The sequence below is a fragment of the Neobacillus sp. YX16 genome, assembly GCF_030123505.1.
In the GTDB taxonomy this organism is placed as follows: Bacteria; Bacillota; Bacilli; order Bacillales; family Cytobacillaceae; genus Neobacillus.
The window spans coordinates 3926159-3942106 of record NZ_CP126115.1; the positions used below are offsets into that span (position 1 = coordinate 3926159).

The following is a 15948-nucleotide window of genomic DNA, read 5'->3' on the forward strand; positions in this document are numbered from 1 at the left end:
ATTGACAGTGGTAAAATTAAATTTAATGTAGTGAAATTTGGTGAGTGCTCAAATTGTAGGGATACATGATACCGTTAATTCCCTTTGCTGCTTCATTCTTGTGTGCAAGATGTATTAGAAATTGGTAATCTCATTCACAACTTGGGAGTAAAAATAATCTAATAATAGATTATTGAAATTATATATTTGATAAACAATTGTTACTTAACTAAGGAGGCATTTCTTAAAAGAGTGCTCATCATCGAGGATTGTATAATTTAACAGATTTCGGTACTTTTCATATACACTCTAATCCGACAATATGCAATCGACTTTATACCAAAAAAATGACTACAAATTATACAATTATTAGTAGTCATTTTTCGGTGTGTTTTTTGTTAGACATTGGTAATGGGACTCATTTTGTTTCTAAGTTAGCACTTATTTATGTTTTGCTATTATTTTCACTATTTTATCCTCGATGTCTTTTCCTTTTTCCTCATCAAGGAGATTGTTTAATAGAATAGAAAAAATAAGTATTTCTCCTTTTTGGGTTTCCACATAACCAGATAAGGAAGATACAGTAGAAATTGTTCCTGTTTTAGCTTTTACGTTTAGGGATTCCATTCTTTTTCTCAAGGTTCCACCTACCATCCTATTACTATCACCAGCGACTGGCAGGGATATTAAGAAAGTAGGAAACCATTTTTCTTTTTGTACATTAAACAAAAGCTTGGAAATTTCATTAGCTGGAACTAGGTTGACATGAGAAATACCTGAACCGTCTCTAATTACTAGTGTTTCTGGATTTACCCCTAATTTGTAAAGCTGCTCATTTATTACTTCTAACCCTTTTTCCCAGCTACCTTCTCCTTTCCTTATTTTCCCCATTTCCTTAACTAAGATTTCTGCATGTCCGTTATTACTAAGTTTCATAAAAGGTATGAGGAGCTCGGATAATGGTATGGATAGATGACTTGTAAGAATTTTGGCATCCTTGGGTGTAACTCCTAACTTAGAGTTTCCCGATAGTTTAATCCCTTCTTTTGCTAATTTCTGATTAAAAAAATCAAGTACAAATTGGGTCGGTTCCCAAATTGCTATCCATTCTTTTTCCTTTTTTGCTCCGATAGGAAGAAAGCCCTTAACAATAATGGTATTTGAACCATGCTTTCGATCAATTGAAAGATCGGTCTCTCCATCGGGGGATACGGTCACAGCCTGATTAATTACATTTACATAATTTGTATTTTGTGAGAGTTTAATTTGTACGGGATTACCTATGTTCAATCCAGGAAATGCCTCTACAATAATAGTACCAGAATCAAAATCTTTAGTCGGAGAAACTGTTAGTGCGGAAATTTGAGATCCGTAATAAGCTGACTCATCACTCCAATTTAGATCACGAGATAATCGAACATCATCGTACCAGCTGTCGTCCCCAATAAGATCTCCCTCGATAGATGTGATACCATTGGAATGGGCAATAAACTTAGTTAGTTGATCCAAATCTTCACCTAAAAGTGTTGGGTCACCAAAACCTTTTAAATACAGATTCCCCTTTAATATATTTCCGTCTCTTTTCCCGTCCATCCTAATTTCAGTCCTAAATTGATATTTTTCACCTAATACAGATAAAGCTGCTGCTGAGGTAAATAATTTCATATTCGAAGCAGGTCTCATACGAACATCCCCATTATGCTCATATAGGACTTCGCCCGTACTTGCAGTACGAATGCTTATTCCTGTCAATCCTCCCTTTAAGATTGGTTCTTCCTGTAAAAGTTTGTTAATTTCTGTTTTTAAAATTTGATTTGATACATTTGCATAGAAATGAGAGGAAGGCGGTAGAAAAGTCGCCAAAATTGAAAATAACAAGATACAAAAGCCTTTTTTAATTATATTCAAACGATTCCACATCCAAATTGTTTTTAATAGATATCATTACCTGTTCACTTAATTCTAAAACCAGGACCTTTTTTATATTTATTAATAATTTTTTATATCATAGATTTTGCATAAATAAATAAACAACCCAATGACACTACCATTAGGTTGTTTATAAAAATAACATCATATGCCTTGCCTTACCTCGCTTTACCTCACCCGACCGTACCAAACCTCTCCATGCCGGACCACCCCATAGGATGCCTCATTTAGCCTATCATCATCAGCGACAGGTCGGCTAATACCTGTCGGACAGGGAATAATGAACCCTGTTTCGAATTCCATGACTGTATTTTTATTCCTTCCAAATTTGTTCTCTCCAGTCTGAAGTAATGAAACCGTCCTTTAATGCTTTTCCAATCATTCCACGATGTCTTCTATCAGCTCTTAAAACATGACAGTGTCGACATAGAGTTCTTAAGTTTTTAATTTTATTGGTTCCTAATTTTCCACTAATTTTATGATCAATATGAGCTTTGTTTAAATTCCTGAGAATGCTCCAGCATCCTTACAAATTGTCGCCATAATTTCTGGTGCTATTAATGAATCATCCCACATACTTTTAAAACTTGCTTTCCATCCAGAATTAAGCGCCAACCTATATCTTATGTTCCTTGCCTAATCTATTTTAGTAAAATGTAATTTTTTCTAGAGAAAATTCCTCCTAAATTCAATCAAAATCTAGTTTCGAAATTACATCTCCATATTACTAGCCATCAATTCAGCCTGTTTTACTACCGTTTCAACCGCCATTTTCTGAAGGTCAGGTGGATAGCCATATTTATTTAACAATCTTCGAACAGTAATTCTCATTTTAGCTCTTGCAGATTCAAGGCAATAACTCCTCTAAAATAACGTTTAAGGAGATTATTATGGCAACCTAAGATACTATAAAAATATTAAGAAATAATTCATAGCAATTAATAAACAGACTGCCGAAATATACATAAAATAAATACCAGAAACATATTTGCTATCACAATTATTGGAGTTTTATGATCCCTTTTTCCCTTATGCATTCCCCCATTGAAATATCTGCTGTTGAACAACAAAAAGACGTATATAGAAACACGTCTTTTCATCAATATTTATTATTCCTTAGGTCCACTTTTTTACAAAGCAAAATTCTTACATAATGGAAGCAAACAGCAATCTTATCATGTGAAAATGTACAAATTCGAATATAATGGACCATTAAAGATCATCATACTAACCGGATTCGAAAATATACATTTACTAGTTGGTCACTTTGTGAAAAGGATAAGTAAAAATCTCTCCAATTACCACTAAGCTCATTCACTGGTATACTTAACTCCCTTTGTTCCATATCATCGTCCTCATCCAAAGGAAGCGGATCACTTTCCCATAAATGCCCCTCCAATTTAAGAGGTTCGCCTGGATCCAAACGGATTGTTTTTTGCACACGAATCGGATAAAGATTCCCTTCTCTAATGGTTACAGCATTCGATGGGTCTACATTCCACAACAAAGTATCCTTTGCTTTTAGCCACCCGTAAATGGCCAAACCAGCACCTTCATAATCACCTGATCTGTTGTTATGGATACCCACTAGCAACACTTCAGCTCTAACAGGATTCTGTCTGTAGGGATTATTGAGATGATGATGCGGTATATAGTAAGTACTTTGACTATTATGGAAACTGGAAATCCTGGAGTCAATGGATTTGACTTCAAAATAAACATCAACGATCTGATCAAGTTCTTTAAACCTTAGAGTATATCTTCGCGGTTCTGAGGCAATTTCATGAAAAGGTATCATGATTTCTCTATATTTCATATCATCATGTGGATCAAGAGGAGGAGAGTCTTGATCCCATAAATGTCCCTGCAGTTTCAATGGTTCGTTTGGATCCAACACTATGTTTTTATACTCAAGAATGCCAAAAAGATTTCCTTCTTTAATGTTCACAGGATTCATTTCCGTACTATGCCAAATTAAATTATCGTTAGCCATTAGACTACCATAGATCTCTAAATCATACCCTTCATATACACCTGTGCTTTTACAGAAAATCCCTTCTAAGAACACTTGAACTGTTTTTGGCTGTCTATTTTGATGATTCATAAATGAATGAAGATGATGGGAATTACCTGGATTAAGATGGTAAAAAGGAACAATATATTCTGGATTTTTTATCCATCCGTGCGAAACATGGGCTTTGGGATATGAATTGGGATACCACCTATATGGTGCCGAAATTGGTACATGATTGAAATGGGACTGATGGGATGGCCAGTGATTTGATGAAAAAAAAGGATAATAAAACAAAAAATGTCACTCCTTATCTTGTTCTTGCTTTATTCCTTTTATCATATACAAAGATAAATATATAGTAGATTGTCTAAATCAAATAATTATCCAAAAAGTCTCATTCGTTAGTAGTGCCTAAAGCCTAATTAGCTTCATTGAACGAAATGGGCTTTCCCTATTTCATTTGAATAAATGTCATTTACGCAAATAGATTCCAAAGCATATTCCCATTTTGATGACATACAGATGTAGATGTAACCAATCTGCAAAGTCAATATTATCCTCATTAGAATAGGTGGTAGGCTATGGGAAGAATTCCTACTTTTTGTCCACCAGGTTTTACTCGTTATATGGTAGGGAAAGGTGATTCCATGTATTTGATTGCTCGTCGTCTAAGGGTAAGTACAGGTTTCATTATTGCAAACAATCCACACATTTCCAATCCGCTGAAAATTTATCCAGGAGATTTACTATGCGTACCTGAATATATTGAATTGCCATGCTGCACGGTGTTAAAAAGCCCAATACCAAGCATCCATACAAATGGACTTGGAGTTGCATTAGCTGATCACCTCGCTAATGGTGAACAATCAGTAAGCATCCTTGCAAAGGGTTTGCCTACCCCTAACCAGTTTGGTAACTATGATGCCTATGAAGGATTTATTACTTTCCCTGGAATTGGCAGTTATCATTTTATGTTGTACTCCACTCCTGAAATACAACCAACATGGTCACGCACATTAACGATACCTCAACCATTGTTTTACAAGGGGGCCGTTGTACAAGTTAGGACTACGAATTCGGCTGCTCCAGTGTCACCGCATATCGTGCTTATTGGAACACTATGTAAATGAAAGGTGGAGGATATCCCCACCCTTTCATTCCCCATTTTCCTCTAATATTGTAGACGATAGATGTATTTACAAACATAAAACGCTGCTAATCTCATACACTATATCTTTGTATCAATAGCAACATATTTTAATATCTTGCTTTTGGATAAAGCACTGGGATCTCCGCTGCAGAACCACCTGGTAAAAATACTTCATAGGGGATTAAAAAGTAAATACCCTTGTTTCCACCTTTATTATTCACGGTAAAAATAACTCTACTTCCCAGCTTTACAATGCCAGAAATTGCGGCTATTATTCCATCCTCTACTTCAGTAAGAACTCCCATTGAAACCAACCCAGATGCAATGAGGGCAGCATTAGAACCCTGGATTATCATTTCATCCAGCCATTTTGTGGTTTTATCATCAAAAGCCAATATCGCATATCGACGCGACCAACTAAGCCCTACTGGCGGTCTATAAGAGTCTTCTCTGTTAAAGACCAGGTTTACAGGCGGGGGGGTGTTGGGATATGCAGGCATATTCCAGTAACCATAGTAGCGATATGGTTTGTACCTCAAAATAATACCTCCCTTTTTATTCCATCATTAAGATGTACCCCAGTCTATGTCCTTTAACATCTTAACGTGCGAAAGATTTCCATACCAATCCCCATTTAATTGACAAATTTCCTATACTCAAATAATGCTAACGTGGTTCTTATCCCCGATGGCAGGAAGATGCATTTCGTTTGTGGTCTATCACCATTCCTCGATACATAGTTATAATATGAAGTGAATTTTTTATCTAAGCAATCTTCTTCATGCTAATCCTTTTTTTAAAAAGAAAGGAGCGAAAGCTTTGTCTAATAATAATCTTTTTATCCGAGTTTTACGGAAAGAAGACTTCTTAGACTTGATTTTTGAACTCGTCAATATTCACACGAATGGATACCCGCTTCGCCTTGTCAGGCGTAATGCAGATGAACCGGTATTATTAATCGTTCACTTTCCCGCACAACATATCGTAGAAGAAATTTTTTCAGAAGCAGAACCTTCTGTAAGTCCAATCAAAGCGATGCTTTCCGGTCCAAGCCGACTGGTGTTCGAGCTTCCTGAGGATGAAAACAACTGGCCGCTTACAATGGAAACATTGCTTAACTGGAAGAATTACAAACCCGTGGTTCCAAAACTGCCAAATCCAGATCCATCAAAGCCATTTACTCCACATTTTCCAGAGATTTTTGAGGGAAAGACTACACTGGAAATCCCAACAGGACTCTATCTTTCTCCTGAAGAATCTGGCGTTTGGTATCATCTCATTCACCCGGAGGGACAAGATGGCCGATTTGTGTTATGGCATACAGAGCTTGGAGAAAAGCAGAAAGAAAATGAAAACACTTTTCGTGAAGGCGGCACAACAAATCTGATTACTGCATCTAATCATCATATCCCATTTAACAGTGCCCCTACCCAGAAACAGCTTAATGAAATTGTAAAGTTAACAACAGATTACTCAATGCCAAAACCTCCAAGCGGGATATCGAAAGAGGCTTGGCAAAACAAATTAAACGAACTTCGTATTCCAAATCCTTACATTCCCAGTCCTATTAATCTACGACGTCTGATACTCTCTACTGCAGGAGCTTGGTCAAACTTAGAGGGTGTATGGAATTACCCAACGGTTTTTGATAAAACACTTGGTTATGAAACATTATCCCTAGAAGGATGGCAGCAGATTATCACCCAGGGGAGAGACCAATTTGTTAAAACAACAGAAAAGGCCGTTCTATGTGATACAGGGCATGCCGTATCGATTGTAACCATTACGGAACGACGATTTGAGCGGATTTCAACCGCTCAGATGGGGGCCCAAGCGGTTCTTAGACAATATAGGTACATCGAAGTCCGAGAGCCTGTGAAAAATTACGAAACTCTTACTCCAGCGTACCTAAAAGAACGTCGAGAAATGCCTTATAAATGGATACGGATCACAACCCGTAAAACTCCCAATCTGGTTCCCAGCGGAAAATATCCGTGGCCTGTGAACTTAGGTGATCCTATCCCTTCATGGCCTATAGGTGACGCGACGCCGTTCTGGCCAACCGAGATGAATAAAGAGCCCTTTCTCTTCAAAATGGTCGCAGAAGATTGGGAAGGGAACACCGTTTCCTTTGAACGGCCTCTTTTGTGCGTTCCAATCAAGGAAAAAATGCCGCCTTGGGATCAATTAGTTTCTATCTATAATAATGATGCCAACTTTGTTCCTTTACGAAAGGTCCCATTAAACAACCAGCCGATTGCATTTGCTAAAACCGAGAATGACAGTAAGGGGAAAACCACACTTGAAACAGGAACAATGACGTTTAATGCACAGCTTGTTAAAGGTGAAAAAGAAAATGTGTTAAACAAATTGTCTTACTATAACCCTAGGTTTCTTCCGCAAGTTGAGTCAGCGGAAGTGAACATCCCTGCTGCTGAACAGGTAGCTGGTCGAAAATTAGATAGTAAATCAATTAAATTTGAAGAAGCTTATTTAAATCATGGTTTTCATCCTACAAATAATAAAGGTGAAGTTTTTGCAGGGCTTACTGAAAAGTTAGGACTATCTTTACCTACAGAGAAAGCCGGCGGGCTCATCACTCCTAATACCACGATTGGGGGATTGTCGAGAGCGCTCGGTCCAGTCGCAAACCCAGCCGACATTATTAAAGGGCAGTTCAACCCAGCAGCATTATTTGAGAAAGCCAGATTTCTGGGAGGAATTACACTACAGGACATTCTGCCAAAGGTTCCTATAAACATTGATCCACTTAAAATAAAGGAGTTAGAATCAGCTTTAAAACCTGAACAGTTAATACAGAAACTGGATGATCCAAATTTCAAGTTAGAAGCTCCTATGCTAACGAATCGACGTCTGCAAAATAATGCGATAGAAACACGCTTTTTATGGAAACCAAGTATTGAAAACTGGAAAGATCCAACAGGTTTCTTTCAATTCTTAGCTAAAGGTGTAACAGGATTTGATCGTCCAGCTCAGTTAAGCATTAATGTACAAATGATTACTGCGCCAGACGGCAGCCCTCCAACCTTCATGGTACAAGGAAAGTTACAAGATTTTGCTTTGGAGTTTATCGATACTTTGCTGCTTAAATTTTCTGCGTTAAGGTTTTCTGCTGGAAATGGTAAGAAAATGGATGTCAGTGCAGAAGGACTCGACCTTGTATTTCAGGGGCCGCTAAAGTTTGTTGAAACCCTGAAAAACATTATCCCTTCTAATGGCTTTTCCGACCCTCCATTCATCAATGTAACAGCATCCGGCGTGACGGCAGGCTTCACGCTTGGGATTCCGTCTTTCGGTGTAGGTATTTTCAGCATACAGAATATCAATCTTTCGGCCGCTCTGTCTCTTCCCTTTGTCGATCAGCCAGCGGGTGTCAGATTTGCCTTCTCTGAGCGTCATAATCCTTTTAATGTCTCAGTAATGGGTTTTGCCGGCGGAGGTTTCTTTGCTTTTGCCCTCAATGCGAAGGGGATTGAAGCGATTGAGGCATCAATCGAATTTGGCGGAAATATCAGCATTAATCTCGGAGTCGCCAGTGGCGGTGTGTCTGTGATGGCCGGCATTTACTTCGGAATGATCGGGGAAGAAGTAAAACTAACCGGTTACGTGCGCGCCAGCGGCAATGTAACGGTTCTGGGTTTGGTTTCAGTGACCGTTGAATTTTACATTAGCCTCACTCTCCGTAAGAAAGAAAATGACAAAGTGGAAGTTTGGGGCCAGGCATCTTTATCGGTTGGCGTTAAGATCGCATTTTTTAGTAAAAGCGTGACCCTCACAGTGGAGCGCAGATTCGCCGGAGCAGCAGGAGATCCCACTTTTGCACAAATCATGGGCCCTGACCAACCAGGCGGCTATCCCTTTGAATGGGAAAAATATTGCATGGCATTTGCCTAAATAGTTGATCTTTAAAAAATATTTAATGAAAACTAAAGGATAAAGGAGTTTTGTATGGTCAATCAAAGGCTTCTTTGGATTGCACTCCCAAATGGAATGCAAATAGATGGAAACAACCGATATTTGCGGCTATCTGCTTACGTAAATCCGCGTTTATATTCGGAAAAGGAAACAACATTAGCATCTTTTCCAGACTTTCTTAATTGGGCCTACCGCACACATCCAGACCGGTTAACATTTGAACTTGAGGTACATGACGGAACACAAACCAAAGTGATCCCGACACACAGAGTGTCATCTCCTCCCAATCAAGGGCTATGGCAATCCCTTTTCCGGCAGGATATTCCTGTTCATCCGCATGAATTTGACGACTATTCCAGTCGGCCAATCGTGAGTTATCCGGTGAAAGACGTGTTAAATTATACGAAGGCTTTATATCAAAAGCTTATGAAAGAATCACGCCATGACCTGCCTCCAATAATTACTCCAAAAGGTTCAAATGGAGTCAGTATGGGAATGGATCGATTCATCAATGAACTGGTTGAACTGCATAAGCGCTTTCGTTCTCATGGGATCAAAACAGAAAAGGACTTAAGCACGCAGTTGAACAAATCTATCGAGGAAGCCAAAGTCATAGCCCGCAGGCGTCGTATCTCAGGAAGAACTGGAGATGCCATTATCCCAAAGTTTCCTTTTCCTCCGGAACCACAGCCGGGTCCAAAGGGTCCAGCAACTCCGAAGGGTTCAAGCGGCCCAAGGAGTCCGGATGACGACGAATTATACTTACGATTTCCCAGCGATCCACGTAATCAAGATGTTCAAGACGCCTATTACCGTACGATGCTCTATCACTATCGATCAGCCGATGCTAAGCCGGCTGCCATGCCTGATGGCCCTGAGGCCAATGCTCACTTTGAGAAGGAAATCGACTTTCATCAAATGCTCTCAGCCTTAGGTGATTATCCTGAGATACTGCGCCGTTTAGGTCTTGTGATGGATTTTTATATTCCAGTTGATGCGATCCCTAAAACAAATAACAATGCCGGTACATTTAAACTGCGTATCGTACCAAAATGGATTTCCCAGTCCCATAACGGTTCTTTTCCTGGGAATGGAGGTCAGCCTTCTTTTCAAAACGGCTCTTTTCCTGGTAATGGGGGTCAGCCTTCTTTTCAAAATGGATCTTTTCCTGGGAATGGAGGTCAGTCTTCTTTTCAAAATGGATCTTTTCCTGGGAATGGTGGTCAGTCTTCCTATCAAGACAGTCGAGCTCCCGCGACGGAAGATTATTGTCCGTGGACGGCTTATGACTATCGGGAGAAAAATGGTACCGTACTATTTTCGGCCTACTCTTCAACAAAAGAATTAGATGGAGGAATCTGGATTCCCAAAAAAGAAGACATTGAATTAGTTCAAGTGGATGTGGATGGTGCTGCACTCAAGACCTTAAACCTCGCTTCAACCGTCGCAGCTCAAAAGGATAAAAAGGTAAACGATAAGCCCATTGATGCAGAAGAAAAAGCGGGTGTCTCTCCTCTGCGCAACGGCGGGATCTCGGTTGTACGGAATAAGAATGCCAACAATTTAAACACTATTTTTAACCGCTCGAACAAATTGAATGGGATGCTGGATGGTCCTCCTAAACTGGATAATCCCCTCTTTGCAGAAGATCTTTTACGCGGGTACCGCTTAGATGTAACTGATCAATATAATAATCGAAATTCTTTGCACCGCCGGCTTGGTCAATATAAACTGCTAAATATTGGACGTTACTTGGAATTTTCGGATGAGGGATTTATACAGCCTAGCGTGACTAGTCCGCCTCAGACAGGTGATCCTGTTAGCCAACTTTATATTCACGAGTCGCTTTTCACTTGGGAAGGCTGGAGTTTGTCAGCTCCCCGGCCTGGCAAAAGTATTAGCAGTACGGCCAGTGCGCCCAATCCAAACGAGCCCGATACGATGCCGCAGAAAGTGGATAACACAGCGATGACAAAGCTTGGACTGGAGACAAACTTTTCCGTCATACCTGGGACTTTGCCTCGTCTCCGGTTTGGAAATGAATATACCTTCCGTGTCCGAACGGTTGATTTAGCCGGAAATGGACCAGCGATGGACGAAGCACAAAAGATTGAAGCGGCATTAGGGCTTAATCAAACAGCGATCGGTACGATTAAGTACCTCCGTTTTGAGCCCGTCAATCCTCCGGAACTTGTTCCGAGACAGCTTTATAGTCCAAGTGGAAATCTGAATCATCCAGACACAACCGCCTATGCGGAAGGTGAATCATTAGAAAGGCTCGTGATTCGCAGCAACTATGACCAAAGCACTGAAGAATATACTGCGGCCCACCCTGTCTATCTGCCTTTTAACGAGAGACATGTTGCACCTCCAAAAGTATCGCTTCAATTGATAGAGGAGCATGGGCTGCTCGATGGAGCCATTGATGTAAAGTATAGCGGCATGCCGCCAGGTCAGATTCGCAGTGTCATCCAGAATTTCTATTACTTGGCTGCACGCGAGTCAGGCACGTTCAATGATATAACATCACCGTCTGTTCGCTTTATTCGCACTAGCTCTGACCCTTCATCGACCGATGGTTATGCGGTTCATACTGAGGAGCAACTGATTCTTCCTTACTTGCCGGAACCATGGATTTCGGGGGTGATGTTTGAAGGACTTCCCGGTGGAGGTCCTAACGATTTGTTTTTCGTAGAGGTAAAAGGAAACACATGGTATGAGCCAAAGCTGTTCCGCATTCGTATCGTTGAAGGTTCAAATGAACCCCTGTGGGATGAAAGAACCCGTGTTCTTACAATCTATCTCCCGAAAGCAACGATCGCAACCAATATTCGCGTCAGCTCTACATTTGGAGGAAATCTTCCAGATATGGGGCTTTTGCAGTGGGTGAAAGATGACAAAGCAAACTGGACCAACGAAGATCTGTTGAAACTGGAAAAAGAAATTTATGCCGGCCGCAACTGGTTGTTCACCCCTTTTCGGGAGATTTCTCTTGTTCACGCTGTTCAGCAGCCACTTGATTTCCCATCGCAGCCTATTCTACAAGTAAGACCACGTGAGAAGAATAATACGTATGCTTATCTCTTTGGAACCATCTTTGTCCATATCCCTAGCACCTCCAAGGTGGATATTCTTGCCGAATGGACAGAAAGAATGGATGATGTCACGAAAATAGAACCAGTATTAGAACCAGTCCCATTCAGTGGTCATGTGATGGAATTACCGATTTGGCTGGACGACGGAAAAGAGGTTAAGATCGAAAGTAACCCTAATGCCTTACGATTGGAGGCTAACCAATCACGTCTAGTCTTCAACAGTTTTGAAGCGAAAACGATCCATGATACCTTGTTAAAGAAGCCCGTAACGCCGGAAAATCAGGCACAAATTAATTTGGCAAGCAAAGTAGAGAAACAGGGATTTGGCGATACGAAGTACAGGCGTGTCCATTACAAAGTTAGAGCGACAACACGCTTCCGTGAGTACTTCCCGCCAAACATGCCAAACGAGAGCCTTGTCCGCGATACGCAAGAGATTGAAATCGATATCCTTAGCACCGCTAGGCCTTCGAAACCTTTAGTTAAATACGTCTTGCCTACCTTTTCTTGGAGTCAACGGAATGAAGATGGAACAAAAGTGACAAGTATGCGAAAAGGAGGAGTCCGGATTTATCTTGACCGCCCTTGGTGGTCTTCGGGTGACGGTGAGATGCTGGGAGTTGTGGTACTCGAAAATAAATCACCCGATCATTCGGAGGCTATTTACAGTTACTTGACTTTTTGGGGTCAGGATCCTATCCGCGAATCACCCCGACTTCCGCTAACACACATAGCAGATTTTAAGAATGCTAAGAAGATTTATGATGCTCGTTTGTTTGAACTTCCAAATCACTTTGTAAAGGTCGTTTGCTTCGAAGTCAATTGGGATCGTGAACGCAAGCTATGGTATTGTGACCTAGAACTAAATACCGGCAATGCCTACTACCCATTTATTCGCCTTGCCCTTGTCAGATTCCAGCCAAATTCGTTGATCATATCGAATCCAGCTCCTGAAGATTTACGTATCTCGCCCGTCGTGCTTGCTGACATCGTTCAAACGTCACCAGATCGTTCCTTAACCGTAACAAGGGATCCAAATCATCCAGGAGTCTACAATGTCTCGGTAAGCGGTGTAACGTATTCGAAAAAGAAACAAAACACACCTAACAATACAGTAGAACCTGCTCCGAGTGTGATGAATCTTCAACTCCAACGCCAGCTTTCCGAGATGGTGGATGATACCCTCGGCTGGGAGGATGTGCCAAACTTTGATGAAATCGTGCTCAAGCCAGGCACCCCTAATTCAAATGGTGTGGTCGTATGGGAAGGCAAAGTAACCAATCCTGAGGAAAATCGAGGATATCCATTGCGACTGGTTGTCAAAGAAATGGAAATATTTTACGGTGCACACCCAACTCAAACTTTTCAACGCAACGTATATATGGATATCATTTACTTAAAATGAAATACGGGACGGTTCGAGGCCACTGAAAAAGTCCACGTTATTCTGGAATCCTCCTGACTTAGACAGTGTTTTTTGAAGAATATAGTAATGAGATTAACAGGAAACAGTAATTTCGAGGATAGTATCTTTGCTATCCTCTTTAAATTTACTGCTATTTCGGTTAATTACGCTTCCCTAGTCATGCTTTTTAGACCATACCCCCTGGCACGACCTAGTCCGTGAAAATTTTTCATCTAGCCGTTTTTCCACTCCTGGCAAGCTCTTTTCTAATATTCTTCTTTAAACTCTTCCGTTTTTTGTGCCTGGCTGTACCATAGAATTCCGGGGTAATTATACTAACCATTCAAATTCTTCGGTATTAGCTGGTAATGAATTGCCCTATCTGGTCTTTCAATTAATCCACATCCAACGGACTTTGGAAGTTGTTTCACAAAGTGCACTGCTATTTGTTGGGAGTAAAAAATAATGTTGTACTTACGTTTTTTATTAAGATTCTCCTCCGTCACCGATTAAATTTCCGTTTATTTTTTTAATGCCCAATTTCTTAATTTCGGCAGCCATTTTATCTAAGTCTTCTTTTAGAAGAGTGGGGTCACCCTTGCCTTTTAAATAAAGGTTACCTTGAAGCGTCTTCTTCTTTACTTTACCGTCTGTGAGTATTTCCGTTTTAAACCTATAATCCTGCCCTAAAACAGATAGTGCTGCAGCGGCTGTTAGTAGCTTCATGTTTGAAGCGGGACGTAGGCGGACATCTCCTAAATGATCATAAATAACGTCACCAGTATCTGCAGAACGTATGCTGATTCCTGCAATAGCCCCATGTAAATCGGGGTCTTCATTTAACAGCTGATTCAACTGATGAGTTAGATTATTTTCTGCGAGTACAGGATATGATTGTGGGACCAATGCTGCAATTAATAAAATAAGAACAATCAAATTCAATCTTTTCAGCAAAATTCATTTCCAACTTTCCCTTTTTTCATCAAGTCTTTCCTAAAAAACAAACTTTCTTCCATATATTTTTCTTAAAAATAAATATATTTGTGGTGCTCGACCAAATATTTTCGATAATTCAAATATATCTGCGTTCTGAGGCCATATATCTGCGATAATTGCGTTGCACCCAATAAACCCAATGACCTTATTTCATAACGGCAATATTTTTACTCAAGTATGCCCAATTCTGTGGCGCCGCCAAGCTTATCTGCCAAAAGGTAGTCCCTAATAGATTGTAAACATCCATCAATTGATATTTTTCTATGAAACTTCTTATATCCTCGAACCAAACAACCTGTTCTACCCCAGCACTCCAATGCCGATACCAAGGGGACATAGCGTGCAGATCAAATTGTATTGGAGATCCTGTTGAAATGGCTTGATTTTGCGCTGTAAGCACAGACATGGCATGTGTAATATTCGTACCTACCACTTTGTCATAACCATAAAGCGGCAACGCAATTTGTAGTTTTCTAGGATTGATTTGGGTGATCGAGTATTGAACAACCTGCTCCATCCACCAAATAGGTGCAATCGGATCAGGCGGTCCACCTGGATAGCCATAATCAATTGTCATCACCGCAACGATGTCCGCTATGCTTCCGATAGCAGCATAATCATATGCTCCGACGATTCGATTGGTCGGGAGATCGGCAGTTTTCGCATGTACATTTACATGCAGGATCAACTCTCCCAAGGCAGTCTTTAATTCTCTTAAAAATAGGTTGAAATCATTACGCTGAGGGGGTGGAATAAATTCAAAATCAATCGATACCCCGCCAAATCCCCTTTGGCTAATCAAATTCACAATACTATGAACTAAATTCCGACGGTAAACAGCATTAGCTAGTACATGTCCTGCTAACTCCGCACTAAAATCTACTCCAGTAAAATTACGAATCATTAATAATGGCGTAATATTCAACTGTTTACTTCGTGCTACAATCGCCGAATCCTCTATTTCGTTATAGGCATATCCCTCTGCTGTAAATGAGTACGCTACAACTGCTAAATAGGTTAATTGTCCGGCGAGTGAATCTAATACTGACAAAATATCACTGCCGCCCGATGGAACGAGAAATCCCAATGTTGTTAATCTTAATTTCACTGGTGAGGGAATGTTGATAATTTGACCAATAATAAGCTGTTTAGGATCAACCCCTGGATTCGCCCCGACAATCGATTTAATATCTGTATTAAACCTCCTGGCTAATTCCCAAAATCGGTCACCTGGTTTTATTTTATAGGAGCGGATAGGCGTTTGGTTGTCCGGAATATACAAGGCGAGACCTGGTACGAGAGAACTAGTAGATGGCAACCCATTTAGCTCAACAATGGTTTGCATAGATACTCCATACCTATTGGAAATTGCCCACAGATTTTCTCCCGTACTCACCACATGAACACCCATACTCTCACACCCCTTTACCATCATCATATGGTG

At 40.4% G+C, this 15948-nt stretch carries 9 protein-coding genes and 2 pseudogenes; 3 read left to right on the forward strand and 8 right to left on the reverse strand.

The annotated features are described in order from the left end of the window. Positions 1-420: 420 nt before the first annotated feature. The 4 genes and pseudogenes from dacB (QNH48_RS19165) to QNH48_RS19180 all read right to left on the reverse strand — a co-directional run bounded on the left by dacB (QNH48_RS19165) (position 421) and on the right by QNH48_RS19180 (position 4012). A complete protein-coding gene (dacB, locus tag QNH48_RS19165; RefSeq protein WP_481858428.1) occupies positions 421-1899 on the reverse strand; it encodes a D-alanyl-D-alanine carboxypeptidase/D-alanyl-D-alanine endopeptidase in 1479 nt (492 codons plus the stop codon). Positions 1900-2221: 322 nt separating this feature from the next. Then, entirely contained in the window at positions 2222-2422 is a 201-nt protein-coding gene (locus QNH48_RS19170) for an HNH endonuclease (protein ID WP_349655137.1), read from the reverse strand. A gap of 197 nt (positions 2423-2619) precedes the next feature. After that, positions 2620-2757, reverse strand: a pseudogene (locus QNH48_RS19175) (type I restriction enzyme endonuclease domain-containing protein); the annotation flags it as partial. Between the two features lie 373 nt (positions 2758-3130). Then, positions 3131-4012 carry a hypothetical protein gene (locus tag QNH48_RS19180; RefSeq protein WP_283951596.1) on the reverse strand — a complete coding sequence of 294 codons (882 nt, stop codon included), beginning with the start codon at positions 4010-4012 and terminating at the stop codon, positions 3131-3133. Positions 4013-4503: 491 nt separating this feature from the next. Between QNH48_RS19180 and QNH48_RS19185 the strand changes: the two genes are divergently transcribed. Further along, on the forward strand, positions 4504-5052 hold the full coding sequence (locus tag QNH48_RS19185) for a YoqH family protein (protein WP_283951597.1): 549 nt from the start codon (positions 4504-4506) through the stop codon (positions 5050-5052). 127 nt (positions 5053-5179) lie between these two features. Here the strand turns inward: QNH48_RS19185 and QNH48_RS19190 are convergent, their stop codons facing one another. Next, positions 5180-5611 carry a hypothetical protein gene (locus QNH48_RS19190; RefSeq protein ID WP_283951598.1) on the reverse strand — a complete coding sequence of 144 codons (432 nt, stop codon included), beginning with the start codon at positions 5609-5611 and terminating at the stop codon, positions 5180-5182. 280 nt (positions 5612-5891) lie between these two features. On the opposite strand from QNH48_RS19190, the gene QNH48_RS19195 reads away from it, so the two are divergent. Beyond that, positions 5892-8987: a hypothetical protein gene (locus QNH48_RS19195; RefSeq protein WP_283951599.1), complete on the forward strand. Its 3096-nt coding sequence runs from the start codon at positions 5892-5894 to the stop codon at positions 8985-8987. Positions 8988-9041: 54 nt separating this feature from the next. Then, entirely contained in the window at positions 9042-13508 is a 4467-nt protein-coding gene (locus QNH48_RS19200) for a hypothetical protein (RefSeq protein WP_283951600.1), read from the forward strand. A gap of 167 nt (positions 13509-13675) precedes the next feature. Here QNH48_RS19200 and QNH48_RS19205 read toward each other — a convergent pair. From QNH48_RS19205 to QNH48_RS19215, 3 genes and pseudogenes are all read right to left on the reverse strand, one after another. Continuing rightward, positions 13676-13848: pseudogene (locus QNH48_RS19205) on the reverse strand (transposase); the annotation flags it as partial. 146 nt (positions 13849-13994) lie between these two features. Then, the gene (dacB, locus tag QNH48_RS19210; RefSeq protein ID WP_283951601.1) at positions 13995-14462 is read right to left on the reverse strand and encodes a D-alanyl-D-alanine carboxypeptidase/D-alanyl-D-alanine endopeptidase; all 468 of its coding nucleotides are present in this window, start codon (positions 14460-14462) and stop codon (positions 13995-13997) included. A 187-nt stretch (positions 14463-14649) separates the two neighbouring features. Beyond that, positions 14650-15942, reverse strand: coding sequence for a glycosyl hydrolase family 18 protein (locus QNH48_RS19215; RefSeq protein ID WP_349655098.1), 1293 nt, complete (start codon positions 15940-15942; stop codon positions 14650-14652). Positions 15943-15948: the final 6 nt, after the last annotated feature.